Below are 26900 nucleotides of genomic sequence, written 5' to 3'. Positions count from 1 at the left end.
TAAAAATAATGACGCCAGCTACCAAACGCAGCTTACGAACGGCTAAATTTTCGTTTTTTTTAATGTTGTTCGTATTTATGGCTTTAATGCCAGCAGCAAGGGCTGCACAACAACCAGTTGATACTGTTTCGACCGAGGATATACAATTTACGGATATACCCACTCCTGCAGATAGCATTGCAGCAGCGCAAGCTAAAATGACCGATACTGCTAAAAAAGCCACATTGGATGCTATGGCTCAGGCGCAAGCGATCACTGATAAAGCGAATGCCGAAAATAAAACAGTGCCTAAAACACTTTGGCAAATTTTTATTGAGGGCCTTTTGGGTGGTTTTACAGCGGTAATATTGCCCTGTATATATCCATTATTGCCATTAACAGTAAGCTTTTTTACTAAAAAAAGCGGATCACGCAGTAAGGGTGTTGTGCAATCTCTTATATACGGAGTATCCATTATTATAATTTATGTAACACTGGGCTTGCTAATATCTATAATTTTTGGCTCCACGGCTTTAAATGAAATAGCAACAAACGGGGTTTTTAACATATTTTTCTTTCTGCTGCTTATTGTATTTGGCATATCATTTTTGGGTGCCTTTGAGATTACGCTGCCGAGTTCATTGGCGAACAAACTCGATCAAAATGCGGACAAAGGCGGTTTAGCAGGAATTTTTTTTATGGCCTCCACATTGGTAGTGGTTTCTTTCTCCTGTACAGGACCCATTATCGGAACTTTATTGGTTGATGCGGCAGCAAAAGGAGATAGGCTGGGTCCGGCTATGGGGATGTTTGGGTTTTCTGTTGCGCTAGCACTACCATTTACAATTTTTGCATTATTCCCTTCGGCTTTAAAAAGTCTTCCAAAATCAGGGGGATGGCTTAATAGCGTGAAAGTGGTACTAGGGTTTTTAGAATTAGCTTTTGCGCTTAAGTTTCTTTCAAATGTTGATCTTGCCTATCACTGGGATTGGTTTGACAGGGAAATATTTTTATCGATATGGATAGCTATCGGGCTGCTGTTAGGACTTTATTTAATAGGTAAGATTAAATTTTCACACGATAGTGATGTAAAGTATCTTTCTATTCCGCGGGTGTTTTTATCAATAGGTGTTTTTGCATTTGTTATTTATATGATACCGGGTTTATGGGGAGCCCCTTTAAAATCAATAAGTGCATTTCTTCCACCAGAAGCCACTCAGGATTTCAATTTGCTGCCTGTTCCTGGTGGGGGCAATACAGTGTCAGCTGCCACCGAACAGCAAACGAGTATTAAAAAGAAAAAATACGATGGTAACTACGACCGAATTAAAACAAGGGGCCTTGATGCCTGGTATGACTATGATCAGGCACTGCAAGTTTCAAAAGAATTACACAAACCTGTATTTATTGATTTCACTGGGTTCAACTGTGTGAACTGTAGGGAAATGGAAGCGAATGTGTGGTCAGATCCGGAAGTTTTTAAACGGTTGAAAAATGATTTTGTAATGTTACAATTGGTCGTAGATGATAAAGCTGACCTGCTGCCTGCAGATCAGGTAATATCAAAATACACAGGGAAAAAGATAACGGCCATCGGAAAAAAATGGAGCGAGTTTGAAGCTTACCGATTTAATTCCAACTCACAGCCATATTATGTAATATTAGATAGCGAGGGCAATTTATTAGTGCCGCCAAGTGGGTCTGATGAGAATATAAGCAGCTATATAAAATTTCTTGATAGTGGAATTGATGCCTATAAAAATAAGAATCGGTAAAAAATTAATGTAAATTCGCCCCAAGTTTGCAGGGAAGTGTCGTTATTGGCATCAACAATTGCAATTCATTTAATAAGTACATTTTTACATATAAAAGGGCGTTTCAAACAAACATGACGCAGATCAAAAGAATAGGAGTTTTTACATCAGGCGGCGACTCTCCCGGTATGAATGCCGCTATAAGAGCCGTTGTACGTTCAGCCAAGTATTATAATATTGAGGTTATTGGTATTCGTCGAGGATATGAGGGGATGATCAATGGTGAACTTTTTGCTATGGATGTAAAATCTGTTGCGAATATTTTGCAACGGGGTGGCACTATGTTGAAAACCGGTCGTAGTGAGCAGTTCAGAACTGCCGAAGGACGTAGATTAGCTTACGATCAGTTAGTAAAACATGGCATAGATGGTTTGGTTGCGATTGGCGGGGATGGTACATTTAACGGGGCCCGTATATTTGGGGCTGAATATGATATGCCTGTAGTTGGCGTGCCGGGTACTATAGATAACGATTTGTTCGGTACGGATTTTACCATTGGATACGATACTGCAATAAATACGGTAATAGATGCTGTTGATAAAATAAGAGATACGGCAGAATCACACAACAGGGTATTTATTGTTGAGGTGATGGGTCGCGATTGTGGGCTTATTGCTTTAAGAACAGGAATTGCGTCGGGTGCGGAAGCTATAATTATACCGGAATCAAAACAAGGAACAGCAGAGCTTTTGAAACGATTAGAAACAGGCCGGCAGGATAAAGCATCGAAAATTGTAATGGTTGCTGAAGGAGATGATGTAGGCGGCGCCTTTGAAATAGGCCGAAAGGTAAAGGAGAAGTTTCCTCAATATGACACCCGTGTGTCAATATTAGGGCATATACAACGCGGCGGTAAGCCAACCTGTATGGATAGGGTACTGGCAAGCCGGATAGGGGTTGCAGCAGTAGAGGCTTTACGCGATGGTCATCGTAATGAAATGATCGGAGTTATTCATAACGAAATATCATATACACCTTTTGAACTTTCTACCAAGCATCATAACGAAATTAATAACAACCTGCTAAGGATAGTAGAGATATTATCAATTTAAAAGTATAAAACAGATTTTAAAAGTTAAAAGAAAAGCCATCCCACTACGGAATGGCTTTTTCTTTTGCATGCAGCTATTAAACAACCGGATTTACTTGTCCGGCTGTTGTGCTTCTTCGGTATAGCTTTCTCTTTGCAGCTTTTTAAGCATCTCGTTGCCTATCAGCGCGTCAATCATACCATTGCCGTTGCCATCCCTGCCGTTAACCAGTATTTCAGGTACCAATTTAATACCATTCGTTGCTAAGGCTTCAGCAACCCGCACTATGGCGTATTGTTCAATACCCATTGCTTCGGTTTTTTGTTTGGTAACTTCGGCTTCGGCAAGGCCTATTGCCTTAATTTTACCTGCATCAGCGCTACCATTTACTTCGGTTGCTGCTGCGTCAGCCTTAGCATTTATAGTTTTAGCTTCGGCATCGGCTTTTGCAATAATGGTTTTATTTTCGGCTTCAGCTTTTGCATTTATGATCCGCGATTCAGCATCACCCTTTGCTGCAGCAACCTTTGAAGCCGCCATTTGCGTATTGATTTCAACCTGACGGGTAGATTTTACTACTTCGGGTTGCATGTCAGCACCAGCCTTGGCACTTTCAAATTCCTTACGCTCAATTTGGGCGCTTTTTTGGGTTTCATAAGTCACTCGTTCCTGTTCAGCTATTTTACGGTCGGTTAATGTTTTCATTAACGCTTCGGGTGGTACTATGTCTCCAATAAGCGTATCTACACCAACAACATTATAGTCTGCCAATACTTTACTAATGTGGTCTTTTGCATCATTTTGCCTTTGCGAACGATTAGTAAGGAACTCTATCACATCGCTTTTTTGTGCAGAGTTTCTGAAATAGTTTGCAATGGTAGGCTCCAATACCTGCGACACCAGATTTTTGGTGTTACCAAAACGGGCAATAACCTTTGGCGCTTCATTGCGGGGGATATGAATAATTTGCGATACATCCAGGTTAAAAGTAAACCCATCAGACGAGCGTACAGTTATTGTACACAGGTTTTTATCCAGTTCGTGTGCCTCGCTGCGGCTGTTTGCCCAGTTCAACACAATATTGGTTGTTGGTACTATCTCTACCGAATGGGTGTAAATATTCATAGGGTGCTTACCCGGATCCAGCGGTTCACACCAAACGCCTTTATCATACTTTTTCACAATGTTGCCGTGTTTAAAAGCATCGCCGCTTGTATCGTTGCCCTCTGGGCCAACAAATGAGTTCACCACGCCTACATAACCTATGGGTATATGTATCATATTAACCTGCTCTACCAATACAAACCACGGATTCAGGTAATAGGTGCCTGCTAATATTACATCTTCCTGCAATCCTTTTTTCCCGCCGGCACTTATAAATGCCATCGGGTCCTGATAGTTGCGGTGTCCACCTACCGATCCACCGGCTATCTCTCCTTTTTCAAGTGGTTCGCCGTCAAGTGTGGTAACAATACCCACTTTGTTTTCATGAATATGAGTAACCGGAACTTTTTCGATATCAAATAAAAAAGTATTTATGCGATAACTTCCGGGTGTTAAAAAAGCGGCTTGCGGACCCTTTTGGCCTTTATTTTCTAAAAAAGCTACAGCATCCTGAAATTTATCGCACTCAACCGGGCGACCAAGCACCCTGCCGGAATCCAATATTTCACCACCTTTGGCTTTTACCAGTCCCAGGTTTCCCTGTTCAATAATAATGAAAGGTTCCATTTTGATAACATATTGCCAAGGCCACATGCGCCAGTAAAGCCCCGGAGCCAGTGGTTTAGCCTGCATACCGGCTTCGCCGCGGGTAGCAATAATACGCCCGTCGGGCATTCGCTTATCACCGTATAGGGTAAATTTTTTAATAACCAGGCCAATACGATTATCCGGAACGATGATCATGCCGAAAAATACACGAAGTACAGATTTGTACACCAGGAGGGTAGCAACTACAGGCAATACCCACCAGAATTGTAAAACAGGATTATACATTTTATTAATTGATTAATTACCGGGAACCTTAAGGTGCGGCTCCCTCACAAAACTTATAGCTTTATTGTGACCTTGGCTATATAGTGAATATTAGATATTGGGACAATTTAGATGTTACAACCCACGATACGATTATTAGATGTAAACGCATTAAGTATTTAGCACAAACTGTTGTATGCAATTAAATATTAGGCTTTTAAATTATTATTATTTTTTATACCTTTGCGTCCCCGCAGAAAGAACTCCGGGGATAATGTTGAATACATAAAAATAAAAAATGGCAACTAAGATCAGACTGCAAAGACACGGTAAAAAAGGAAAACCTTTTTACTATATTGTAGTAGCAGATGGCCGCGCTCCAAGAGACGGTCGTTTTATTGAGCGTATAGGTTCATACAACCCTAACACCAACCCGGCTACTATCGACATCAATTTTGATAAAACCCTTGATTGGGTAAATAATGGTGCACAGCCAACCGATACCTGCCGTGCAATACTATCTTATAAGGGTGTATTATACAAAAAGCACTTACAAGGCGGTGTTCAAAAAGGTGCGTTAACTCAAGAACAGGCAGATACTAAATTTGCAGAATGGCTTGACCAGAAAGACAGCAAGATCACCGGCAAAAAATCTAACCTTAATGCTGCAAAGGACGAAGCACGCAAAGCAGCATTAATTGCTGAAGCTAAAAAGAAAGAAGACAGAGCGGCAGCTATTGCAGCTAAAAATACGCCACCAGCCGAAGAAGTAGAAGAAGCTCCTGTTGATGAGGCAGCTGCTGAGACTGAAGGCGAAGCCGAAAGCGCTGAATAATTTAATATAAACAGGAGATGAAAGCGGGAAACTTCCTGAGTTTATCAACTGAATAAGCTATACAACAATGGCGAAGTACCAACAGGTTCTTCGCCATTGTTATTTAAAGCACCTGATCATATGAAAACCGAAGATTGTTTCAGAATAGGAAGTGTACTAAAGACCAAAGGACTGAAGGGCGAACTACAATTATACATCGATTTTGATGGTGCGGATACTATTAACATTTCCTCTGTTTTTTTGGATATAGCCGGTAAGCTGGTGCCTTTTTTTGTAGAGTCGATAAAATACGCTCCTAAAAATATAGCCTATTTGTATCTGGAGGATATTGATACTATCGAAAAAGCCGCTGTTTTAGTTAAAAAGGACATCTACCTGCCCAATAAACTTAAGCCCAAGAAGAAAAAGAGTGAATTTACGCTGAAAGACCTGAAAGGGTTTATTGCTGTAGATATTTATGAAGGGGAGTTAGGGGAGATCATTGACATACATGAATTCCCTCAGCAACTAATAGCAATGGTTAATTTTAAAAACAACGAGGTGCTTTTTCCGCTAAACGAAAATATTATAAAAGGTATTGATGTAGTTAAAGGAGTCGTATCAGTTGACCTGCCCGAGGGTTTATTAGATGTTTATTTAGACGAATAAATTTTGTCAAATATACTTGACTTTTGTAAAGTTTGTTTTACATTTGATAAAATATACTTTACAAATATGAAACCTTATTTGTTGTTTCCATACAAAGCACGTTTTGTAGGCTTAGCACTAATAGCTGCTCACGTTCCGGTCAGGGCAATCTGGGAGGCCATCAATCCCGATATCGATCAAAGCCACCGGTTACCTGTAAATCCCGGCGACTCCCTGCTTTTTACTAATAGTCATTTATTTTTTATTGCATCAACAGTATTGGTTCTAAGCGGATTGTTTTTGATCGCATTTTCAAAAGAAAAAGTGGAAGATGAGCAGATCTCAAAACTTAGGCTCGATTGCTTGCAATGGGCAATTTATCTTAATTACTTTTTACTTACGCTAAGTGTAATATTTACCAATGGGATAAATTTTACTGATGTTTTACGCCTGAATTTATGGGTTCCTTTATTATTTTTTATTATACGCTTCCGGTGGGTTATTTATTGGCTTGGCCGACCTGTTAATCAGGAGAACCTGTGACCAATTTTATCAATCAGTTAAATTGAAATGAAAAACACTTTGCGTGTGCAACGCGCTATAAAAAATATTACCCAGGCGGATCTTGCCGATGCAATTGGTGTGTCACGGCAAACTATCAATACTATAGAAAGTAATAAATATGTACCTTCAACGGTATTAGCCCTTAAAATTGCGCGCGTATTCGGCAAGCCTGTTGAAGAAATATTTACTTTAGATGATGAAGATTAGCCATAATAATTATGAATGCGAAACCAACTTTTGCCCCCGAACTTTTCATCCCGAACGGCATAACCGATATTAGTTTCTATGAAAAAGCCTTCGGTGCCATCGAGTTAAGGCGTTTTAGTAATGATGATGGTACAGTGCATGTGTCGGAATTATCCATCAATGGCACTATATTTCACCTGCATGAACAAACGCAGCATTCACATGCATTTAGCCCGGCAAAACTCGGTGCAACTACAGTAATAATAGGGCTGTTCGTTGATGATGTACATGCAGTAGTTAAACAAGCCGAATTGGCCGGAGCTAAAATAGTTTCCCCGATACAAGATTACGATTATGGTTACCGGCAGGCTACCGTGATAGACCCGTTCGGGCATCAGTGGCAGCTACAAATGGTAATATAATAAAACAAAATTATGGAAGATAAAGAACCAACTTTTGGTAAAGGCAAGGTATGTTATATAGAAATTCCTGCAAATGATATCACCCAATCGGCAAATTTTTTTAGCAAGGTTTTTAACTGGAGCATCCGGTCCGATAATCAGGGCAATATTTCTTTTGATGACGGTGTTGGCGAAGTAAGCGGCATATGGGTTAAAGATCGCAACCCAATGACAGAAGCCGGATTGTTAATCTCTATTATGGTAGATGACGCTAAGGCCACAGTATTAGAGATTGAGGAAAATGGCGGTAAATAATCCAGCCGATAAACAAGGATGCTGCTGAGATAACGGCACACTTTAGAGATCCGGCCGGAAATTTATGGAGTATTTATCAGCACGGAGGATAATAACTAACAAAGACAAAGCTATTACGGTACATTTAAAATCTGAAAACCCTACATCAATCTAAAATCAGCATATTTGCACATGCGTTTTGATATCATCACCGTTTTACCCGGCTTGTTAGAGAGCCCTTTTGCCCATTCTATTTTACAACGCGCCCAAAAAAAAGGAATTGCCGAAATCGTAGTGCATAATTTGCGCGACTATTCAACCGGAAAACAAAAAAGCGTGGATGATTATCCCTATGGCGGGGGTAGCGGCATGGTAATGACCATTCAGCCATTTGCAGCTTGTATTGAAAAACTGAAGGCAGAACGCGACTATGACGAGGTGATTTTTATGTCGCCCGATGGGGAGCGATTGAATCAGCAGATCGCTAACCGCTTATCTATCCAAAAAAATTTCATCGTCCTTTGTGGGCACTATAAAGGAATAGATCAGCGCATACGCGACATTTACGTTACTCGTGAAATATCAATAGGTGATTATGTACTATCAGGCGGAGAACTGCCGGCGGCAATATTAGTTGATGCAGTAGTGCGGCTGATACCGGGTGTTTTGTCAGATGAAACATCTGCCTTATCCGATTCATTTCAGGACAATATGCTGGATGCACCGGTTTATACTCGCCCTGCCGATTGGAATGGGCACAAAGTTCCTGATATATTATTAAGCGGCAATACACCCGAAGTAGAAAAGTGGCGCTTCGAACAAGCCATGGAGCGCACAAAAACTCGTAGGCCAGATCTGCTCGAGTAAGATTATAGGGGGCTGTAAAATCGGACACTTTGTTAGTAAAAATCAAAATGTTGAAATTTTTAATATTGACTTTTATTTATCAAATAAAATCCCTATAATTGCAATCCGATTTTTACGGGCTAAAAATCGCTTTAAGAGCTTAAAATCATGGATTTAGTAAAATTTGTAGAAGAGCAATCAATAGTTAAAAACGAATTTCCCGCTTTCAAAGCCGGAGATACAGTTAGCGTACACTATAAAATCAGAGAGGGTAATAAAGAGCGTGTTCAGATTTACCAGGGTGTAGTTATACAACGCAACAGTGTTGGTAACAGTGAAACCTTTACAGTACGTAAAATGTCAAATGGTATAGGTGTTGAACGTATATTCCCTTTCAATTCTCCTAATATTGATAAAATTTTAGTGAATAGTTATGGTAAAGTTCGTCGTGCTAAATTATTTTACTTACGCGAACTTACCGGTAAAAAAGCTCGTATCAAGTCAAAAAGAGTTTAATATTTACTGTGGCCGTATCCATGGCCTGCTATATAAATAAAAAACCTGCTATAACAGCAGGTTTTTTATTTGTCCGGTATTTATATCTGGTTAATTATTCTTATCGTCGCCTTCAGGCTTATTGTTTTTTGCTTTAGCAACAGGCTTTTTTGCAGGAGCTTTTTTACGTGGAGCTTTATTAACTGTTTTTTTTGCCGGTTGTTTTTCAACATCGTGCTCAATTATCATAGTTGGCTCCCCATGCTCGTCTGATAAAACTTTTTCTACCGGATGTAATGGGTCCGCTATTTCCATGTCCTCAGGGATATCCTCAACATAAGTACCCACACTTGGTAACTCAGCTAATACGGTTCGTCCGCCTTTAACTTTTTGGCCAAGCTCCACATTTATACTTGAATTCAAGGGCAGGAATATATCCACCCTTGATCCGAATTTTATAAAACCAAATTGTTGACCTTGTTCTACTTTGTCGCCCTCGTTCACATACCAAACAATACGACGGGCAAGTGCTCCGGCTATCTGCCGGAACAAAACGGCCGTTCCCTCGCTGTTTTCAGTTACAACTGTTGTCCGCTCGTTTTCTGTTGATGATTTTGGATGCCAGGCTACCAGATATTTACCAGGATGGTATTTAAAATATTTAATAACGCCACTTATGGGATTGCGGTTAATATGCACATTTACCGGCGACATAAATACCGATATTTGTATGCGTCTGTCTTTTAAAAACTCAGTTTCTTCGGTCTCTTCAATTACCACCACTTTACCATCGGCAGGGCAAAGTACTTGTGTTTCTTCGGCATTTATTTGCAGGTACGGGCTACGGAAAAACTGGAGAACAATGAAAAACAAAAGAAAAGAAAAAATATAAATTACCCATCTTAATACCTGCGCATCAGGATAGTAAAAATGCACTAACGCATTAATTACAAAAATGAATAATATACATATGGCGAGTGAGGTATAACCCTCTTTATGAATAGTCATAGTATTTAATTTATAACAAAATTACGTATTTATAATAAAGTATAGGTAAGTATAAACAATTGGTGCCGCTAATAAAAATCCATCAAATCTGTCAAGTAACCCGCCGTGCCCTGGTAATAGGTCGCCGGAATCTTTTACATTAATACTGCGTTTAAACATACTTTCTATCAGATCGCCAAGCGTGCCAAAGCACGCTATAATTATAGCTACAGATACCCAGTGATTCCATTTCAGATCTTTAAAGTATATGCTGATAATAAATCCAACCAGCGCACTTATCAGTACACCACCAATAAAGCCTTCCCATGTTTTTTTAGGCGAATGCCGTTCAAATAATTTAGTACGACCAATAGCCATCCCTACCAGGTACGCGCCGGTATCATTTGCCCAAAGCATTAACAAAAATGCTAAAGGGAAATGAAAATTAAACGGGCCTTTTAAGTATGCCAATGCATGGAAGAACGAGAACGGTATAGTAATAAACACCAGGCCCCCCAGGGTGTAGGCAATATTTGTGAACGGAGATACAGAGAATTTAAAAAGCTCCTGTATAAAAATTGCGCTGATGGTTAGGGTTAATAAAAGTAGTATTTTGTGTAAACCGGGATTATCCTGATAGGTTATAAGAGCAAAAATGATATAAATAAATGCTGCGTTGACAAAGCCCGCAACACGGTTAGGTAGTATATTGCTTTTTATATTTAATCCGTAAAATTCGTAAAGGCAAAGCAGGCTTAGCAGCAGGTAAAAAGCTCCGAAAGGATAGTGCCCCAAAAGAACCGAGGCCAGCATTACGATGATAAAAAAAAGGCCCGTTATGGCGCGTGTCTTCATAAATTTATTTGGTTCAGTATCATTATTTCAATGGCCTGGCTAAAATCTTCCTGGTGTATGTACACTTCAATTTCGCCAAAGGCCTGATGTGATGAAGCCTGCCTGTTTAACAAAACAGCATCAATATGATGGCCAATTAGCACCTGTTTAACAATTTCTGATTGGTAAAAATTGGATGACGTAAAAATTTTAACCCAGTTCTTCTCCATTAAAATCTGCAGATTGTTTTTTAACCGGTGCAATATTTTTGTAAACCAACAGCAAAATTATAACAATTATAAAGCTAACAGCATAGCTTGCGTAATTAAATGTATGTGTATCGTCAGGATTGAGGCTTATTTTTTTTTGCTGATAAAGGTAAGTTACTACTACCGCGGTACCGTTATTTAAAAAATGCCCCCATACTGCGGGCCATATACTCCCGCTCCAAACAACAAAGTAGCCAAATAGCGCTCCTAAAAGCAAGCGCGGTAAAAAGCCATAAAACTCCATATGAAAGGCACTAAACAAAATCGCTGTTATCCAAACCGCAGCATGTGCATTGTTTGTCCAGCGTTTTATGATAGTTTGCATTGCTCCTCTAAACAAAAACTCTTCGGCAATTGCTGTAAGTAAGCCAACAAGTAGTACACTTTTTATTGCATCCCAAACGGAATGCATTTGCAATATGGCAACAGTTACTTTTTGTGCGCTTTCTTCGCTTTGTTTCATCCAATGTTCAACACCACCTAAAAAATGGGGCAATACCATTCGCTGATTGATATTGCTCAAAAATTCAATTAATGGCGAAGAAACCATCATTACAAAAAATGCCACTATCAATAGCATTAACGGAAACTTAGTACGGGGTTTCAAATAAGCGTAAGGCTCTTTTACAATCACCCAGGAAAAAAATACAGGGGCTAAGAAAAGCGGAAGCGTGGTTCCTATTATTTGTAATATCCACAAAGCCTGGGTAACACCCGGTGCTGTAAAGTTTAAATTAGTAATGTCAAATAAGACGTTAAGCCCATATTTTGCCGAGATTATACCTACACCGATTAAATTACCGATTAATATAGTGCCTATGGTTATGGCTACTAATATCAGGAACTGTAATGCAGGAGATATTTGATTTATAGGGCTTTTTACCATATTACTTTAAATATTCGTATTTTTGCAGGGCTTAAAGATAAGCCATGTCGGTACAAATAGGAAATATTGATTTAGGGGAATTCCCACTTTTATTGGCCCCGATGGAGGATGTAAGCGATCCGCCATTCCGTTACGTATGCAAAAAAAACGGGGCGGATATGATGTACACGGAGTTTATCTCATCAGAAGGGTTGATCCGTGATGCAGCCAAGAGCCGTAAGAAACTGGATATTTTTGAATATGAGCGCCCTATTGGCATTCAGATATTTGGCAGCGATATTGAGCATATGCGCGAAGCTACTGAAATTGCCACACTGGCTAACCCCGATCTGATGGATATTAATTACGGCTGCCCGGTTAAGCAGGTGGCTTGTCGCGGTGCAGGGGCAAGCTTGCTGCAAGATATTGATAGGATGGTGGCCATGACAAAGGCTGTTATTGAAGCAACGCATTTGCCGGTAACCGTTAAAACCCGACTCGGCTGGGATGATAACACTAAAAATGTTTATGAAGTTGCAGAACGTCTTCAGGATATAGGCATAAAGGCGCTTACCATACATGGCCGCACCCGTTCGCAAATGTATAAAGGCGTTGCCGATTGGACACTGATACGTGATATTAAAAAGAACCCTCGCATAAAGATTCCGATATTTGGTAATGGTGATATTGATTCCCCGGAAAAAGCAGCCAACTGGCGTATGGAATATGGAGTTGACGGTATGATGATAGGCAGGGCGGCAATTGGCTATCCCTGGATATTCCGCGAGATTAAACATTATTTTAAAACAGGTGAATTTCTGGAAAAGCCTACCATTGCTGAAAGGGTTGAGGTCTGCAAAACTCATCTCGAAAAATCAATTGAATGGAAAGGCCTGCGTACCGGTATTTTTGAAATGCGCCGGCATTACTCTAATTATTTTAAAGGGGTTGAAAACTTTAAGGAACACCGAATGCGATTAGTTACTGCTGGTACAATTGAGGAAGTAATGGAGATTTTAGATCAGGTTAACGAAAAATATGCCATTGAAATGGCGTAATATTTGATTTGAAAATTTATATTTGAGAAAAAAGATACTTATTAATAATGGCTACCACTATAACTGAAGGCGTTAAAGTTTCAGTTGAAACAATTTATCAGCCCGAATATTCTAACCCGGCTAATGACCATTTTATGTTTGCCTACAGGGTAAATATAGAGAACCTGGGTAATTATGCGGTAAGGTTAATGAGCCGCCATTGGTATATTTTTGACTCTAATGGAGCAAAACGTGAGGTGGAGGGCGAAGGTGTAGTAGGTTTACAACCGGTAATTGAACCTGGTAGCTCCCATGAATATATATCCGGCTGTAACCTTAAAACAGATATGGGTAGCATGAAAGGCGAATACCAAATGCAGCGCCTTTTGGATAACGCAACCTTTAAAGTACAAATCCCCGAATTTTACCTGATCGCTCCGTACAGGTATAACTAAGTTTAAGCAGATTATTATTTATAGTGCAGTTAAAATCAGGATAGATTTTGCTTTGTACAGCTAATAATAAAACTGATAAGGAAAACTATTAGAGCAGCTACTATTAAGTAGTTTATTAACGTAATCATATACTCCCGTATTAGGTTATTTTGGTTATACATTAATACGTATATATGTACATTAAGGTTTTACTAAAATGAAAATTTATACCAGTTTTTTTAACTAAAGTGATATTATTAAAAAAATTACAGGCTAAAAACGCATTTTATTAACATAAAGGCAAAAAGGCGTGTGTTTGTTATCAACTTCTAAAATTTAATCGCGTCTGTTGAATAAAAACGACGCATAATAAAGCAATGCTGCCAGTGCACTCAAAGCCGCTACAACATAGGTCATTGCAGCCCACCAAAGAGCATTCTTAGCCTGCTCGTGTTCTTCACGCGTTTGCATTATGGTATAATTATTATTTAACCACGCCAGTGCCCTGCGGCTGGCATCAAATTCCACAGGTAAGGTAACAAAACTAAAAAGGGTTATAAGGGCCAGTGCGCCAACGCCTATAGCTAATACTACAGGATTGTGCATAAATATTAACAGCATTATACCTATCATCAAGGTCCACTGTGTTAAAGTAGACGCTGCGCTAACTACAGGTACGAGGGTTGATCGTAAACTTAACCAGCTATATGCTTTAGCATGCTGAACCGCATGACCGCATTCATGTGCTGCTACCGCTGCAGCAGCTACGCTGCGGCTGTTATAAACATCAGGGCTCAGATTAACGGTTCGGGTCTCCGGATTATAATGGTCTGTGAGTTGTCCTTCTACTGAGATCACTTTCACATCATATATACCACTGTCAAGCAGCATTTTTTCAGCAACATCTCTGCCGGATAGTCCGGATGTCAACGCTATCTCTGAATATTGTTTAAATTTGCTCTTAAACCGCCACTGAACTATAAAACTGGCAATAGCTATAACAATCATCAATAGTAAAGCCGAATTATAAGAAATAAATGCGGTTATCAACGTCAGATGTTCCATATCAAAAGTTATTTAATAAATGCCGGTGGTTCAAAAAGTATTCCGATTTAAATTACTAACAATATTTGTCTTAAAAAAATTATAAATGAATTCAACCTCTTCATTTTCGTATTGGGAGCGCACCGCATTTATTGATGATAATGATGTAATAATTATCGGGAGTGGTTTAGTGGGCCTTAGTGCTGCATTACATTTAAAAAAACATCACCCAAGGTTAAAGGTTTTGGTATTGGAGCGGGGTTTTTTGCCAAGCGGAGCAAGTACAAAAAATGCAGGTTTTGCTTGTTTTGGTACAGTTTCAGAGCAACTGGGATTATTAAATAAAGCTAACGCGGATGATGTTTTACATCTCGCTAAATATAAATGGAACGGCTTGCAAAGGCTAAGGAATAATTTAGGGGATAATAACATAGGTTACCGCCAGCACGGTGGTTACGAGCTTTTTATGGATGGAGAAGAAGATAAAGCAGAGGAATGTATAAGCCATTTAAAAAAGTTAAATGATTTATTAGGTACCGCCATTACCGGGCATGACATTTATTCAGTAGCCAATGCTAAAATTACCGAATTTGGTTTTGCAGGAGTTAGCAATATGCTATACAACCCATTTGAGGGACAAATACATACCGGGCTAATGATGCGTACATTGTTGTATAAGGTACTTAAGAATGAAGTTCAGGTCTTAAATAACTGTGGGGTGATTTCCATTGCTTCTGAAGGGAGGTATGTTCATATAGAAACAACACAGGGCATGTTTAAAACAAATAAGGTAATACTGGCGACCAATGCGTTTGCGGCTCAATTGTATCCAGATTTGGAAGTTAGCCCTGGCCGGGGCCAGGTGCTGGTAACTAAGCCTATAACCGGCATAAAAATCAAAGGAACTTATCATTTTAACGAAGGGTATTACTATTTCCGTAATATTGAAAACCGAGTGTTATTTGGCGGCGGACGAAATATTGATTTTGAAGCAGAAGCCACCCATGAATTTTGCAACACCGCTGTAGTAAAAGAAAAATTAACACAATATTTAAATGATATAATATTGCCAGGCCAAAATGCAGAAATTGATTATTGGTGGAGTGGCATAATGGGCTTTGGAGAAAATATAAACCCAATAGTAAAACAGGTTGAGCCCAATATATTTTGCGCAGTGCGCTGTAACGGTATGGGTATAGCTATGGGTAGCCTTATTGGTGAAGAAGTAGCCGAACTGGCAATGAGTTAATTAGTGGCTGGCTTAAAATAGTTCTACCAATTTTTCCAGTGCCATTCCGCGTGATCCTTTTATAAGAATGGTAGCATTCATTACAGGTCTTGCTTTTAAAGCGGTTATGGCATCTTCAGCAGTAGCATAAAATTGTGCTTCTTTTCCCTCGCCTTTAATAGTATATCTCACGCTTTCAAACGCTTTTCCTATAAATATGCGTTCATCAACATTAGCCTGAAAGGCCTTTTCTATAATGTTAACATGTTCAATGGCCGCCTCGCTACCCATTTCAAACATATCACCAAGTATTAATATTTTTTTATCAGCGTAAATTTTATCCAGATTTTCAATTGCTACTGCCATACTGCTTGGGTTGGCATTATAATAATCGCAGATAAGTGTATTGGTTGCCGTATGCGTTATTTGCGAGCGGTTGTTTTTAGGCTGATAATCCGCAATACCTTTATTTATAGCTTCCGGACTTATTTTAAAATAACAACCTATACAGATTGCGGCAAGTATATTATCCAGATTATAGGTACCCGTAAGTTGCGTAGCTACCTCATGCGTGTCTGTTTCAGTATGATTAGCGTTCCAAACCAGTTTAAGTAAAGGGGAGTTTTCCAGTAGTTTACCATTAATTAAGTTCTTCGGATCATTACTTTTACCGTAGTAAACAATATTAGCCAGCTTACGTTGCTGCTGCATCTCTGCTAAAGTATTATCATCTGCATTAATAAATGCAACTCTTTCATCTCCGGCCTTACTTAAGTAATCATACAGTTCACCCTTTCCCTTTTTTACACCTTCAACCCCTCCAAAGCCTTCTAAGTGAGCTTTACCTACATTGGTTATTAAGCCGTGAGTAGGTTGTGCAATTGTACATAACAGTTCAATTTCATGCTGATGATTGGCACCCATCTCTATCACTGCCATTTGATGCCCATTGTTAATTTTTAGAATAGTTAAAGGGACACCAATGTGGTTATTTAAATTTCCTTGTGTAGCAAGTGTGTTAAAACTTTGAGAGAGTACAGCGTTTATAAGTTCTTTAGTGGTGGTTTTTCCATTGGTGCCGGTTAAACCTATTACCGGTATATTTAATTGCCGGCGGTGGTATATTGCCAGCTTTTGCAAAGCGGTTAATACATCATCTACCAATATATAACGTTTGTCTTCGGCAAATGCAGGGTTATCCACAATAGTGTAAGCCGCCCCCTGCTCAATAGCTTGTTTAGCAAAAGTATTAGCATCAAAATTTTCGCCTTTTAAAGCAAAAAACAAACAATTGCGTGTTATTTTTCGGGTATCGGTGCAAATATCAGGATGCTTAAGATACAGCGAGTAGATATGTTCAATGGTATTCATTATCAGCGATAAGCATTGTTATGTTAATGTATTTATTTTATTTTCTGTTCATCCAGGCTATTACTGCCTTAATTTCACCATACGTAAAATTATCACCTAATACTTCTTTTATCGGCGCGAGCCTCTCGTATCCGTAACTTTCAGCGGCTTCCTTAATGGCTGGAATTTTACTTTCGTCAACAAATTCCAGCACGTCGAGTTCACCGCTTTGTACAAATGTACTTAAATGCCCTTCAATAGTTGTGGGTGATAATCCGCGTTCTGCAGCTATCTCTGTAACGTTTTTTCCCTTTCTGTAAAGTTCAAGCGTGTTTTTGTAGGTATCAGATGTTATTTGCTTGCGGGGCTTTTTTTCGCGCTTTTTCACCTTCTTACTCACTCTGGATATTAAACCTTTTGCATAGCAATATAAGTTGATAACACTGGTGAACTCTCTTCCGTACCTTGCCAGTTTAATATCGCCAAAGCCCGATATTAATCGTAACTCATCTAAACCTTGCGGCAAATACGTAGCCATTTCCAGTAAAGAAGCATCAGACAAAATAATATGTGGGGGTAGGTTTTCCTGCTGTGCTATCTCCAGGCGTTTCTTACGCAGGTCGCTCAATAATTCAGCTTCAAAATCAAGTGGTTGCGGAGTTTGCTCTTCTACCTGTTGCGATGCAATAAGTTCTACAGTTTTTTCTCCCCTTAATACCGGACCGCTAAGCGCGGTCAGTTTTAATACCGGGTAAGCATCTTCGGTAAGCAATAAATAGCCCCGGGAAATCAATTCACGCAGGTAACGTTGCCAGTCGGCGCGGGTTATATCCGCGCCAGCGCCATAGGTTTTAATTAGCTTATGCTCCGGTCGTATTTTTTCACTTTTAGATCCGCGTAAAAAATCTATAACATAATTACTGCCGAAGCGCTCGTTTAAGCGCACAACTGCTGAAAGTACTTTTTGAGCAATAAGTGTTCCGTCAAACTTTACGAATTCGCTGAGGCAGAAATCGCATGATCCGCAATTATCAGGAAAGGGTTCGTCAAAATAATGCATCAGAAACTGACGACGACAAGCATGCAGTTGGCAGTAATTCACCATGTCATCCAACTTTTTAAGCATAATTGCACTTTGCTGCTGGTTATTATCAACAGTCGCAAAACTCTTCAGTTTGATAGCATCTCCAGGCGAGAATAACAGCAATGCATCTGAGGGGAGCCCATCGCGGCCTGCCCTTCCTGTTTCCTGATAATATCCTTCAATATTCTTCGGCAGGTCTACATGTACCACATACCTTACATTTGATTTATTTATGCCCATACCAAAGGCTATCGTGGCTACAATTATTTTAACCTCATCGCGCAAAAAGGCTTCCTGGTTGCGCGCTTTAATTTCGTTGCTAAGACCGGCATGATATGCCTCAGCGTAAAAGCCCTCATCTTTAAGGGTAGCAGCTAATGTTTCAGTCGATCTTCGGGACAAACAATAAATAATACCCGAGTCGTCTTTGCGGTTGTTTAAAAAAGCAAGCAATTGATTTAAGCTGTTTTTTTTAGGATGAACACGATAGGTAATATTTGCTCTGTTAAAGGAAGATATAAAAACAGCTGGTTTATTAAGTTCTAATTTATCCAGTATATCTTTTTGCGTTAGCTTATCTGCTGTTGCAGTAAGTGCAATAACAGGAACGCTTGGAAACCGTGTTTTCAACTGCGCCAGCATTAAATATTCCGGCCTGAAATCATGCCCCCATTGCGATATGCAATGTGCTTCATCAATGGCAATCTGCACCACATTTAACGTTTGTAAAAAATTCATCAGAGTGCTTTCTGCACTAAATAAGCGTTCCGGGGCGATGTATAATAACCTGAGTTGATTATGTTTTAATTGCAGGGTTACGTCATACTGTTCTTCCTGGCTTTGCGAAGAGTTAAGATAGGCAGAGGGTATACCCGAAAGATTCATGCTGTCCACCTGATCTTTCATTAAAGCTATTAACGGCGATATTACTATGGTAAGTCCGTTTAACATAATGGCAGGTAGCTGATAGCATAGAGATTTGCCGCCGCCGGTGGGCATCAACACCAAAACATCATTTTTATTTAGTACATGCTTAATTATTTCTTCCTGCTGATGCCTGAACTGAGTGTATCCGAAATATGTGTGGAGTGCTTGTGATGGTGTCATTCGTAGTTACAAATGTGCGGATTTTGTTTTAAAGCGTATTTGCCATAAAATGATTATTTATGTAAACAAAATATTTTCTAAATGTGAATGGCTAAGCTCTGCGTCTATCAATTTTATCAAATTAGCCAAAATACATTGATTTTATTTTAGATTAGCTTTATACTAGAATATCTGTTAATGTCATGATAAAAAAACTACTTTTCAGCGTATTTGCTGTTATTATGGTGTTGGCCGCTTTTGCACAAAATATACAATCGCCAAGCCAATTCTTAGGGTATGAACTCGGTGAGCAATTTACACCGCATTTCCGTATAGTCGAATATTTTAAATACATAGCACAGGTTTCAAAAAATGTGAAATTACAACAGTACGGCACAACTAATGAGGGGAGACCTTTATTAGCCATGTTTATCGCCTCGGATGATAACATTAACCGATTAGAAGAGATACGCCACAATAATTTAAAACTTGCCGGAATTGAGCCTGATGCTCCTGCTATAAATAATATGCCGGTTATTCTATGGTTTAGTTACAATGTGCACGGAAATGAACCCGCATCAAGCGAGGCTGCCATGTGGACTTTATATGACTTGGCTGACCCCTCAAATACCCAAACCAAAGCATGGTTAAAAAACACTCTAGTTGTTATTGACCCATGTCTTAATCCCGATGGACGCGACCGATATGTGAATTTTTATAATTCCGTTAAAGGTGAGCAGGCTGATGCCACACCCGCCGCGCGAGAACATGCCGAACCCTGGCCGGGAGGTCGGGTGAATCATTACTATTTTGATCTTAACCGCGACTGGGCATGGCAGCAGCAAAAGGAAACTCAGCAACGTGTGGCTTTGTTTAACCAATGGCTACCTGAAGTACATGTAGATTACCATGAACAAGGCGTAAACGCCCCATATTACTTTGCCCCCGCTGCGGAACCTTACCATAAAGTTATAACGCAATGGCAGCGCGATTTTCAGGTAATAATCGGTAAAAATAATGCTAAATATTTTGATCAGAATGACTGGATGTATTTTACCAAACAAGAATTTGACCTGCTTTATCCGTCGTATGGCGACACCTATCCTTTATACAATGGCTCAATAGGTATGACCTATGAACAAGGCGGAATAGGAGGAGGGCTGGCAGTTGTTACCCGAAGCGGCGATACCTTAACACTTGTTGACCGTATAGCACATCACCATGCAACTGGTTTAAGTACCATCGAAGCGGTTTCTGCCAATGCTACTAAAGCGCTTAGTGAATTTAAAAAGTTTTATGATAATAGTCGTGCTAACCCGCCGGGTGAATATAAAACGTATGTGATAAAAAACGATAACGCATCCCAAATAAAAGCCCTAACAACCTTGCTCGACAGAAATTTGATTAAGTACGGCTTTGGTGTGGCAGACAAGAGCGTAACAGGGTTCAATTATTTTACAGGTAAAACCGAGCAATATACACCCGGTCCCAATGACTTGATTATAAATGCCCATCAGCCTAAGGCGGTATTATTGGATGTGTTACTTGAGCCTAAAACCTATTTAGCCGATTCGGCTACATACGATATTACTGCCTGGTCGTTACCCTACGCGTTTGGGTTAAAAGCATATGGCTTAAAAGAGTCTATAAAACCGACAAATACAAGCTGGAATGAGCCAAAACCACAACCATTGACTAATACTCACGCATATGCGTATGTATCGGCCTGGCAGTCTGTAAATGATGTAAAATTTCTGGGAGCGCTTATACAAAAAGGAATAAAAGTGCGCTACTCAGAAAAACCGTTTGAGGAGGGTGGCAAAAGGTTTATGGCGGGATCGTTGCTGATAACCCGTACAGGTAACAACCGCGATGATTTCGATAAGGTAGTTACACAAACGGCTGCAGATATGGGCCACGAGCTTACTATACTTACCTCCGGATTTGTAGATAAGGGACGAGATTTAGGATCTGATGCTGTAAGGGTTATTCATCCACCCAAAGTTTTATTAATAGCCGGCGATGGTGTAAATTCAGAAGCGATGGGCGAGGTATGGCATTTATTTGAAAAGCAAATTGATTATCCTATTACCTTAATAAGGTATCAGAATATTATCCGTGCCAAACTTGATGATTATGATGTGATTATATTTCCGGATGGAAGATATTCGGATTTTCCGTCCGACAAGATCCAAGAATGGATAAAAAACGGAGGCAGACTGATAGCGCTTGAAAATGCCGCAGCTACTTTGGCCGGTAAAAAAGGATTTTCGTTAAAGACTAAAGAAGATAAAAAAGATAGTAAAGAATCATCAACCGAAGTAAAGCTATACGCAGACCGTGACGCTGATTATTTGAGTTCATCCATGCCCGGTGCTATATATAAGGTAAATCTTGACAATACACATCCGCTGGGCTTTGGCTACCCCGATTATTATTATTCATTAAAATTGAATGATGATATTTATGAACTTTTAGGCGATGAAGGCTGGAGTGTGGGAACTGTAAAAAATAATGCTCTTGTTGCTGGTTTTGTTGGTGTTAAAGCAAAACAAAACGTAACAGATGGCATGTTGTTTGGAGTAGAGCCCATGGGCCGGGGTTCAGTTATTTATATGGCTGATGATCCTCTTTTCCGCAGCTTTTGGGAAAACGGTAAATTGCTGTTTAGCAATGCAGTGTTTATGGTAGGGCAATAACAATACAGCACTAACTTACTAAATAAACAAGGCGGCGCATAGATACATGCGCCGCCTTGTTTATTTCTATGGATTTAAACAAGTATTTAGTTTCCGCCCTTAACCCGTTGTTTTTCCTCGTCTGCTCCGGTTTGGTGTTGGCGAACCTTAATTTTGCTGTTACCAAAATTGTAAGTAAAGGTAAGCCGGGCCAAACGTGTTTCATTTTTCTGCCTTACTTCCAGATTTACGCTTTGGTAGTGACTGCTAACGCTGTTTCTGCGTGTATTAAAAATGTCAGTTACTGCGAATTTCACATTCATCTTTTTATCAGCAAAGGAATGACTCACGCCTGCATCAACAGAATACTGGGGCTTGATATTAAATATGCCATAAGTTAAGGCCGACTGATAATTGCCGGTAACTTCGGCTTTAAAGCTTTTCGCGAACAAAAAGGTTTGTGTTAATCGTCCTTGAAAAGCAGCCTGCCCGTTATTTAATTTACCTCCTAATAGCGAATCGGATTTAAAGCCCTGATAAAAGCCGGTGGCATTAATGTTCCCTGTCCACCATTTGGCTATCGTGAACGGGGAGTTTATATTAATATTATAGGAGTTTTGTGTTTGCAGGTTAACGTTAGTTTGATAATTAGCCTTATTAATAGTATCAGTTAATATTATCTGCGTATTTACATCCGTGGTTCGGCTATATCCTGCTGTTATATTAATGGTTTTATTATAAGTGTAACTTAGTTCAAACGAATTGGTGTATTGCGGCTTTAAGAAAGGGTTGCCCTGTTCGTAAGTATATTGATCAAGATAGTACCTGAAAGGGTTAAGATTATCATATCCTGGCCTGTCTATCCTGCGGCTGTAGCTAAAGCTCAACTCATGCTTGTCGCTGAATTCATGATTAATAAATAAACTGGGAAAGAAATCAAGGTAATGACGCTTAACCATTTGATTCTTAGTCACCAAGTTTCCGGTTGATGCGGTACGTTCAGCACGTAACCCGGCTTGTACAGAGGTTTTTTTGTAACTTTTACTCAGGCTGATGTAACCGGCACTTACTTTTTCGTCATATATGAAACGGTTAGTCCGAGTGGTGTCATTTATAAAAACATTACCATTATTAACTTGAGCTTGTAGATCATTATCAGTTTTTACAGAACTTAATTTAATACCCGTTTCTAATTTAAGGTTCTTGCTGAAGGGGTAAGTATAATCGGCCTTTTGGGTATATATGGTAATAACTGATGGCGTTTGGTTACGTATATATAAGGGATCCATCTGTGAGCTGCCATCAGGGAGAAAAAAGTAGGTGTCATACTTAGCATTAGAGTTGTTATGAAAAATAGAATAATCCAGATCAATGCTTAACTCCTGTCCGTTAGTGTCTATTTGTACCTTATCATTAAGGTTGGCAGCAAAGTTACGATAGGTTTGTTTGATATAGGTAAGCGTGTTTTGATAGGAGTCGGTGACAGCAGGAGTAAGGCCGAGGTGTGTAGTGTTAGTGTTATTACTGTACTCATTAGTGAAATCACCGTTAACTACGAAACCAAGGGTATTTTTGTCTGATGTATTATAATCAGCGCCAAAACGGTAATTATTATAATGTACCTCGTTCAACATAATAGTGCGCTGCTTAAAATAAGTCAACGTTGAAGCACTGTCAATTACACGATCAATATCCAGAATGTTTTTTCGTTTTTGATCTCCCCGGCTAAACGTACCAAATAAGTTCAAATTCCCTTGTTTATGGTTTAATGTAAGGCTTGTATTATCTCTGAAGTTTTGTCCGTAAGCTGCCCCGGCGGTTAGGCTGCCGTTTGTACCGGTTTGTCTGTTCTTTTTTAGCTTAATATTAATAATACCAGAATTTCCGGAAGCATCATACTTTGCAGACGGGTTGGTAATGATCTCGATAGACTGAATGGTAGATCCGTCTGTTGAGCGTAAATAAGAAGCCAACTGAGCTGATGACATGTATGTTAATTTGTCGTTTATCATCACTGTTACGCCCTGCTTGCCTTTCAAGCTTATGTTGTCATCCTTATCAACCGTAACGCCCGGGGCACGTTCCAGTATTTCCAGTGCCGAATTGCCGGCAGCTAAAACACTGTTTTCAATATTCATTACCGTGCGGTCAAGCTTACGTTCAATTAAAGGTTTGGTGCTCACAATGTTTACAGTTTGCAGGTTCCGGCTATCTGTCAGCATTTTTAGTGTAGGTACGGTTGTATTGCCGGTAACCATAAATGCAGAGCTATATATTTTTTTATAGCCTAAAGTCGTTGCCGACACAATGTAACTTCCATTGCTGATATGGTCAAAAAAATAAATTCCGGCATCATTTGTTAGTGTGCCTTTTACTACGGATGAATCTTTCGCATTTAAAAGAGTAACTGTGGCATAGTCAACAATAGCTCCCTGTTCCGTTTGCAAAGTGCCGGAAACATTATTAGACGGATTAGTTTGAGCAGTGCCCGTATTTATTGCCGCCGCAAATAAAAGTAGAAGAAGTATTTTATATAGATGTTTTTTCATTGATCAAAAAGTTTAGGCAATAAAATTCCACGGAAGGCTGATCCTTCGTTTTTTTAATACCGGTAAATAAATTATTGTTAGTGGCGTTTAGCCGGGTGTGTTTATTAGTTGTAGGATATATATGTTGTGCATAGGTGATTCAGTTTTATGTGTTAATAGTATCTCGATATTTATTATAAGATGCAATAATGTCCCTTTCGGTTACAGTTTATTTTTATTTTTTTTGCCTTTACCGGCCTTGGATAAAAAAATCGAGCTTATATGCTATAAGCCCGTAAAAACACAGGCTTATAGCATAGGTAATTAGTTTTATTACTCGGCAGCACTATCAGTTGTAGTGCTATCTGTTTTACCGGGCAATACGGATTGGGGTAACACCAATGTATCTACTTTACATTGTAAGCCGTTATTGGTCATAATAAACGTGGCAGATGAGGCGCCCCCATTTTTATTAATAGTTTTACAATCGTAAACGCTCACTCCCCTTACATAGCGGTCAACATCTTCATCAACCACTATTTTATAGTTTAACGGCACTTTTAGTGTAAGGTGCAAATCCTGTGCGCGCCATAACATATCATCAGGCTTTTGTAAACGGCGGCTAAATTTTAAATCGGAACCCTGTTGTGTAAATAAGTAGGTAGCACTACGGGCATTAAATAAAGCGTCATCATAATTGCGTCCGCGTGCACTAAATGCCTCTACTAATACCGGACCTGCTACATCAGATTTTTCTATATCTATTGATATGTTACCTGGCGAATCCATGTTATCATCATCATCGTCATCCAGAATGATCTTACCGTTAAACTTATCACTTATCTTAAGCCTTACACTGTCTGCAGCACTTAGATACTTGATGTCATTTAACTTTAAGTGGTAGGTGCTATCTGCCGAGGGCGCGATGTTTATAGTTTGACTAAAACCAGCAGAGGATCTGAAGTCGGCGCTAACTTTAGCGGTATAGTAAATAACCATACTTAGGGCCACTATCCAAACCATTAGCATTGTTGTTCCGCTCGAGCGGGTCATGCCGGTGCTGTTAAAAACTGCGCTTATTATAGTAAGAATTATCGCCAGTAATGGAATTGACAACATCAGGAAAGCGCATATGATGAATATGGTATTTATTTGATGGCTTACAATATTAAAGGGGAATATATGATATATGCCCATATTGCCATAAGCTAAAAGAGCGATAATGCCTACTATAAGAGCAATTATAAAACCAAAGCATACTACTAATACTGCAATACCAAAAAGCTTGGCAAATACTTTACCGGTTCCGCCTAAAAAAGTACCCAAATGTTGAAAAAAATCTCCGGCAAAATCCCGGGTTTTATATATGAACGGCCTGGCTTCTTTTTGAAATTCCGAAAAGTGACCGTGCAAACTACCCATCTCCTGTTCAAAATTTGTTTTAAATCCCTGCAGGTTCAATTTTTGGCCTTTCATGGCCATGCGGTCTGCGCGGGTAACCGCCTTTGGTACAACTATCCATAAAATTATATATACCATAATACCTGTGCCGGCAATTGCACATGAAAGCGCGAACGCTAATCGTATCCACACGGGGTTTATATCAAAGTAATTTGCAATGCCTGAACACACCCCCGCTACCAGACGATCATCCGGATCCCTGAATAACCGTCTGCTTTCGGCGCTGTAGTTAAAATTATTACTAAAGCCCGTTTTACCGTCCTCCTCAGCCGATTCAAAATCGGCAACCGAGCCCATTTGTTCAACCACACTTTTCACATCCTGTTCAACAATAACCTGTTTTCCCTCGCGAAGTAAAATTTCGGTGAACATTTCGGCTATGCGGTTCTCTATGTCCGTAGTGATCTCCAGGCTATCGGCGGAGTTCATGAAATGACGTTTTACGTCAGTCATGTAATTCTTTAGTATTTCGTAAGCATCCTCTTCAATATGGAAGACAGTGCCATTTATATTTATGATAATAGTTTTATTCATGATGGTGATAATTATGAAGTGCTTAATTTTTTCTGTCGCCTATAGCTGTTTGCACAGCAAACGATAATTCCTGCCAGGTAATGTCAAGCTGTTCTAATACATTTTTGCCTTCTTCGGAAAGCACATAATATTTGCGCGGCGGCCCTGAGGTGGATTCCACCCAGTTATAGGCCAGCAGGCCATTGTTTTTTAATCGGGTTAATAAAGGGTATAAGGTACCCTCAACAACAAGCAGCCGGGCCTTTTTTAACTCAGATATAATATCTGATGCATATATTTCGCCCTTTGCTATTATGGAAAGTATGCAATACTCCAGTATGCCTTTCCTCATTTGGGTTTGGGTGTTTTCAACAATCATAATACAAAGATATATGTTTAAGATTGTATTATGCAATACATAGTACTATAATTTTATATTTTTTGTTTAAATAA

General features: G+C 39.5%; 24 protein-coding genes and 1 pseudogene. 14 read left to right on the top strand and 11 right to left on the bottom strand.

What is annotated here, in order from left to right:
- The first annotated feature begins 8 nt into the window (after nucleotides 1-8).
- Complete coding sequence (locus tag I5M19_RS11525) at nucleotides 9-1754, top strand: protein-disulfide reductase DsbD family protein (protein ID WP_394370714.1); 1746 nt, start codon at nucleotides 9-11, stop codon at nucleotides 1752-1754.
- Nucleotides 1755-1867: 113 nt separating this feature from the next.
- Nucleotides 1868-2845 (top strand): 6-phosphofructokinase, encoded by a 978-nt coding sequence (gene pfkA, locus I5M19_RS11520; RefSeq protein WP_200066482.1) that lies wholly within the window; start codon nucleotides 1868-1870, stop codon nucleotides 2843-2845.
- A 90-nt stretch (nucleotides 2846-2935) separates the two neighbouring features.
- Here the strand turns inward: pfkA and I5M19_RS11515 are convergent, their stop codons facing one another.
- Nucleotides 2936-4822: an SPFH domain-containing protein gene (locus tag I5M19_RS11515; protein ID WP_200066481.1), complete on the bottom strand. Its 1887-nt coding sequence runs from the start codon at nucleotides 4820-4822 to the stop codon at nucleotides 2936-2938.
- A gap of 277 nt (nucleotides 4823-5099) precedes the next feature.
- Between I5M19_RS11515 and I5M19_RS11510 the strand changes: the two genes are divergently transcribed.
- The 8 genes from I5M19_RS11510 (at nucleotide 5100) to rplS (ending at nucleotide 9070) form a co-directional block, all read left to right on the top strand.
- Entirely contained in the window at nucleotides 5100-5636 is a 537-nt protein-coding gene (locus tag I5M19_RS11510) for a 30S ribosomal protein S16 (protein ID WP_200066480.1), read from the top strand.
- Between the two features lie 120 nt (nucleotides 5637-5756).
- Nucleotides 5757-6284: a ribosome maturation factor RimM gene (gene rimM, locus I5M19_RS11505; RefSeq protein ID WP_200066479.1), complete on the top strand. Its 528-nt coding sequence runs from the start codon at nucleotides 5757-5759 to the stop codon at nucleotides 6282-6284.
- A 66-nt stretch (nucleotides 6285-6350) separates the two neighbouring features.
- Nucleotides 6351-6806 carry a hypothetical protein gene (locus I5M19_RS11500; protein ID WP_200066478.1) on the top strand — a complete coding sequence of 152 codons (456 nt, stop codon included), beginning with the start codon at nucleotides 6351-6353 and terminating at the stop codon, nucleotides 6804-6806.
- A 27-nt stretch (nucleotides 6807-6833) separates the two neighbouring features.
- Nucleotides 6834-7034 (top strand): helix-turn-helix transcriptional regulator, encoded by a 201-nt coding sequence (locus I5M19_RS11495; protein ID WP_200066477.1) that lies wholly within the window; start codon nucleotides 6834-6836, stop codon nucleotides 7032-7034.
- Between the two features lie 11 nt (nucleotides 7035-7045).
- Complete coding sequence (locus I5M19_RS11490; RefSeq protein ID WP_200066476.1) at nucleotides 7046-7435, top strand: VOC family protein; 390 nt, start codon at nucleotides 7046-7048, stop codon at nucleotides 7433-7435.
- A gap of 12 nt (nucleotides 7436-7447) precedes the next feature.
- On the top strand, nucleotides 7448-7729 hold the full coding sequence (locus tag I5M19_RS11485) for a VOC family protein (protein ID WP_200066475.1): 282 nt from the start codon (nucleotides 7448-7450) through the stop codon (nucleotides 7727-7729).
- A 171-nt stretch (nucleotides 7730-7900) separates the two neighbouring features.
- On the top strand, nucleotides 7901-8575 hold the full coding sequence (gene trmD / locus I5M19_RS11480) for a tRNA (guanosine(37)-N1)-methyltransferase TrmD (protein WP_200066474.1): 675 nt from the start codon (nucleotides 7901-7903) through the stop codon (nucleotides 8573-8575).
- A gap of 147 nt (nucleotides 8576-8722) precedes the next feature.
- Nucleotides 8723-9070, top strand: a complete 348-nt coding sequence (gene rplS / locus I5M19_RS11475) for a 50S ribosomal protein L19 (protein ID WP_200066473.1) — start codon at nucleotides 8723-8725, stop codon at nucleotides 9068-9070.
- 333 nt (nucleotides 9071-9403) lie between these two features.
- Here the strand turns inward: rplS and I5M19_RS11470 are convergent.
- The 4 genes and pseudogenes from I5M19_RS11470 to I5M19_RS11455 form a co-directional block, all read right to left on the bottom strand.
- Nucleotides 9404-10057 (bottom strand): annotated as a pseudogene (locus I5M19_RS11470) (phosphatidylserine decarboxylase family protein); the annotation flags it as partial.
- Between the two features lie 21 nt (nucleotides 10058-10078).
- Nucleotides 10079-10891 (bottom strand): phosphatidate cytidylyltransferase, encoded by an 813-nt coding sequence (locus tag I5M19_RS11465; protein ID WP_200066471.1) that lies wholly within the window; start codon nucleotides 10889-10891, stop codon nucleotides 10079-10081.
- On the bottom strand, nucleotides 10888-11100 hold the full coding sequence (locus tag I5M19_RS11460) for a putative signal transducing protein (RefSeq protein WP_200066470.1): 213 nt from the start codon (nucleotides 11098-11100) through the stop codon (nucleotides 10888-10890). Before I5M19_RS11460 ends, I5M19_RS11465 begins: the two co-directional genes overlap by 4 nt.
- Entirely contained in the window at nucleotides 11081-12025 is a 945-nt protein-coding gene (locus I5M19_RS11455) for a CPBP family intramembrane glutamic endopeptidase (RefSeq protein WP_200066469.1), read from the bottom strand. Before I5M19_RS11455 ends, I5M19_RS11460 begins: the two co-directional genes overlap by 20 nt.
- A 44-nt stretch (nucleotides 12026-12069) precedes the next feature.
- Here I5M19_RS11455 and dusB point away from each other — a divergent pair, with 44 nt between their 5' ends.
- A complete protein-coding gene (gene dusB / locus I5M19_RS11450; protein WP_200066468.1) occupies nucleotides 12070-13062 on the top strand; it encodes a tRNA dihydrouridine synthase DusB in 993 nt (330 codons plus the stop codon).
- A gap of 47 nt (nucleotides 13063-13109) precedes the next feature.
- Entirely contained in the window at nucleotides 13110-13496 is a 387-nt protein-coding gene (apaG, locus tag I5M19_RS11445; RefSeq protein ID WP_200066467.1) for a Co2+/Mg2+ efflux protein ApaG, read from the top strand.
- 315 nt (nucleotides 13497-13811) lie between these two features.
- Here apaG and I5M19_RS11440 read toward each other — a convergent pair whose 3' ends face one another.
- Nucleotides 13812-14540 carry a zinc metallopeptidase gene (locus I5M19_RS11440; protein ID WP_200066466.1) on the bottom strand — a complete coding sequence of 243 codons (729 nt, stop codon included), beginning with the start codon at nucleotides 14538-14540 and terminating at the stop codon, nucleotides 13812-13814.
- Nucleotides 14541-14625: 85 nt separating this feature from the next.
- Here I5M19_RS11440 and I5M19_RS11435 point away from each other — a divergent pair, with 85 nt between their 5' ends.
- Complete coding sequence (locus I5M19_RS11435) at nucleotides 14626-15768, top strand: NAD(P)/FAD-dependent oxidoreductase (protein ID WP_200066465.1); 1143 nt, start codon at nucleotides 14626-14628, stop codon at nucleotides 15766-15768.
- Nucleotides 15769-15780: 12 nt separating this feature from the next.
- Here I5M19_RS11435 and I5M19_RS11430 read toward each other — a convergent pair whose 3' ends face one another.
- A complete protein-coding gene (locus tag I5M19_RS11430; RefSeq protein WP_200066464.1) occupies nucleotides 15781-17118 on the bottom strand; it encodes a UDP-N-acetylmuramoyl-tripeptide--D-alanyl-D-alanine ligase in 1338 nt (445 codons plus the stop codon).
- A gap of 37 nt (nucleotides 17119-17155) precedes the next feature.
- Nucleotides 17156-19288, bottom strand: coding sequence for a DNA helicase RecQ (recQ, locus tag I5M19_RS11425; protein WP_200066463.1), 2133 nt, complete (start codon nucleotides 19286-19288; stop codon nucleotides 17156-17158).
- 182 nt (nucleotides 19289-19470) lie between these two features.
- Here recQ and I5M19_RS11420 point away from each other — a divergent pair, with 182 nt between their 5' ends.
- Nucleotides 19471-21966, top strand: coding sequence for a M14 family metallopeptidase (locus tag I5M19_RS11420; protein ID WP_200066462.1), 2496 nt, complete (start codon nucleotides 19471-19473; stop codon nucleotides 21964-21966).
- Between the two features lie 86 nt (nucleotides 21967-22052).
- Here I5M19_RS11420 and I5M19_RS11415 read toward each other — a convergent pair whose 3' ends face one another.
- The 3 genes from I5M19_RS11415 to I5M19_RS11405 all read right to left on the bottom strand — a co-directional run bounded on the left by I5M19_RS11415 (nucleotide 22053) and on the right by I5M19_RS11405 (nucleotide 26826).
- A complete protein-coding gene (locus tag I5M19_RS11415) occupies nucleotides 22053-24494 on the bottom strand; it encodes an outer membrane beta-barrel family protein (RefSeq protein WP_200066461.1) in 2442 nt (813 codons plus the stop codon).
- A gap of 312 nt (nucleotides 24495-24806) precedes the next feature.
- On the bottom strand, nucleotides 24807-26468 hold the full coding sequence (locus I5M19_RS11410) for a PspC domain-containing protein (RefSeq protein WP_200066460.1): 1662 nt from the start codon (nucleotides 26466-26468) through the stop codon (nucleotides 24807-24809).
- 22 nt (nucleotides 26469-26490) lie between these two features.
- Complete coding sequence (locus I5M19_RS11405; RefSeq protein WP_200066459.1) at nucleotides 26491-26826, bottom strand: PadR family transcriptional regulator; 336 nt, start codon at nucleotides 26824-26826, stop codon at nucleotides 26491-26493.
- Nucleotides 26827-26900 lie beyond the last annotated feature (74 nt).

Origin of the sequence: Mucilaginibacter segetis, from assembly GCF_016522075.1 — a bacterium.
Classification (GTDB): domain Bacteria; phylum Bacteroidota; class Bacteroidia; order Sphingobacteriales; family Sphingobacteriaceae; genus Mucilaginibacter; species Mucilaginibacter segetis.
Note: the sequence above shows the minus strand (reverse complement) of the source record. Positions and strands in the feature narration are given on the sequence as shown.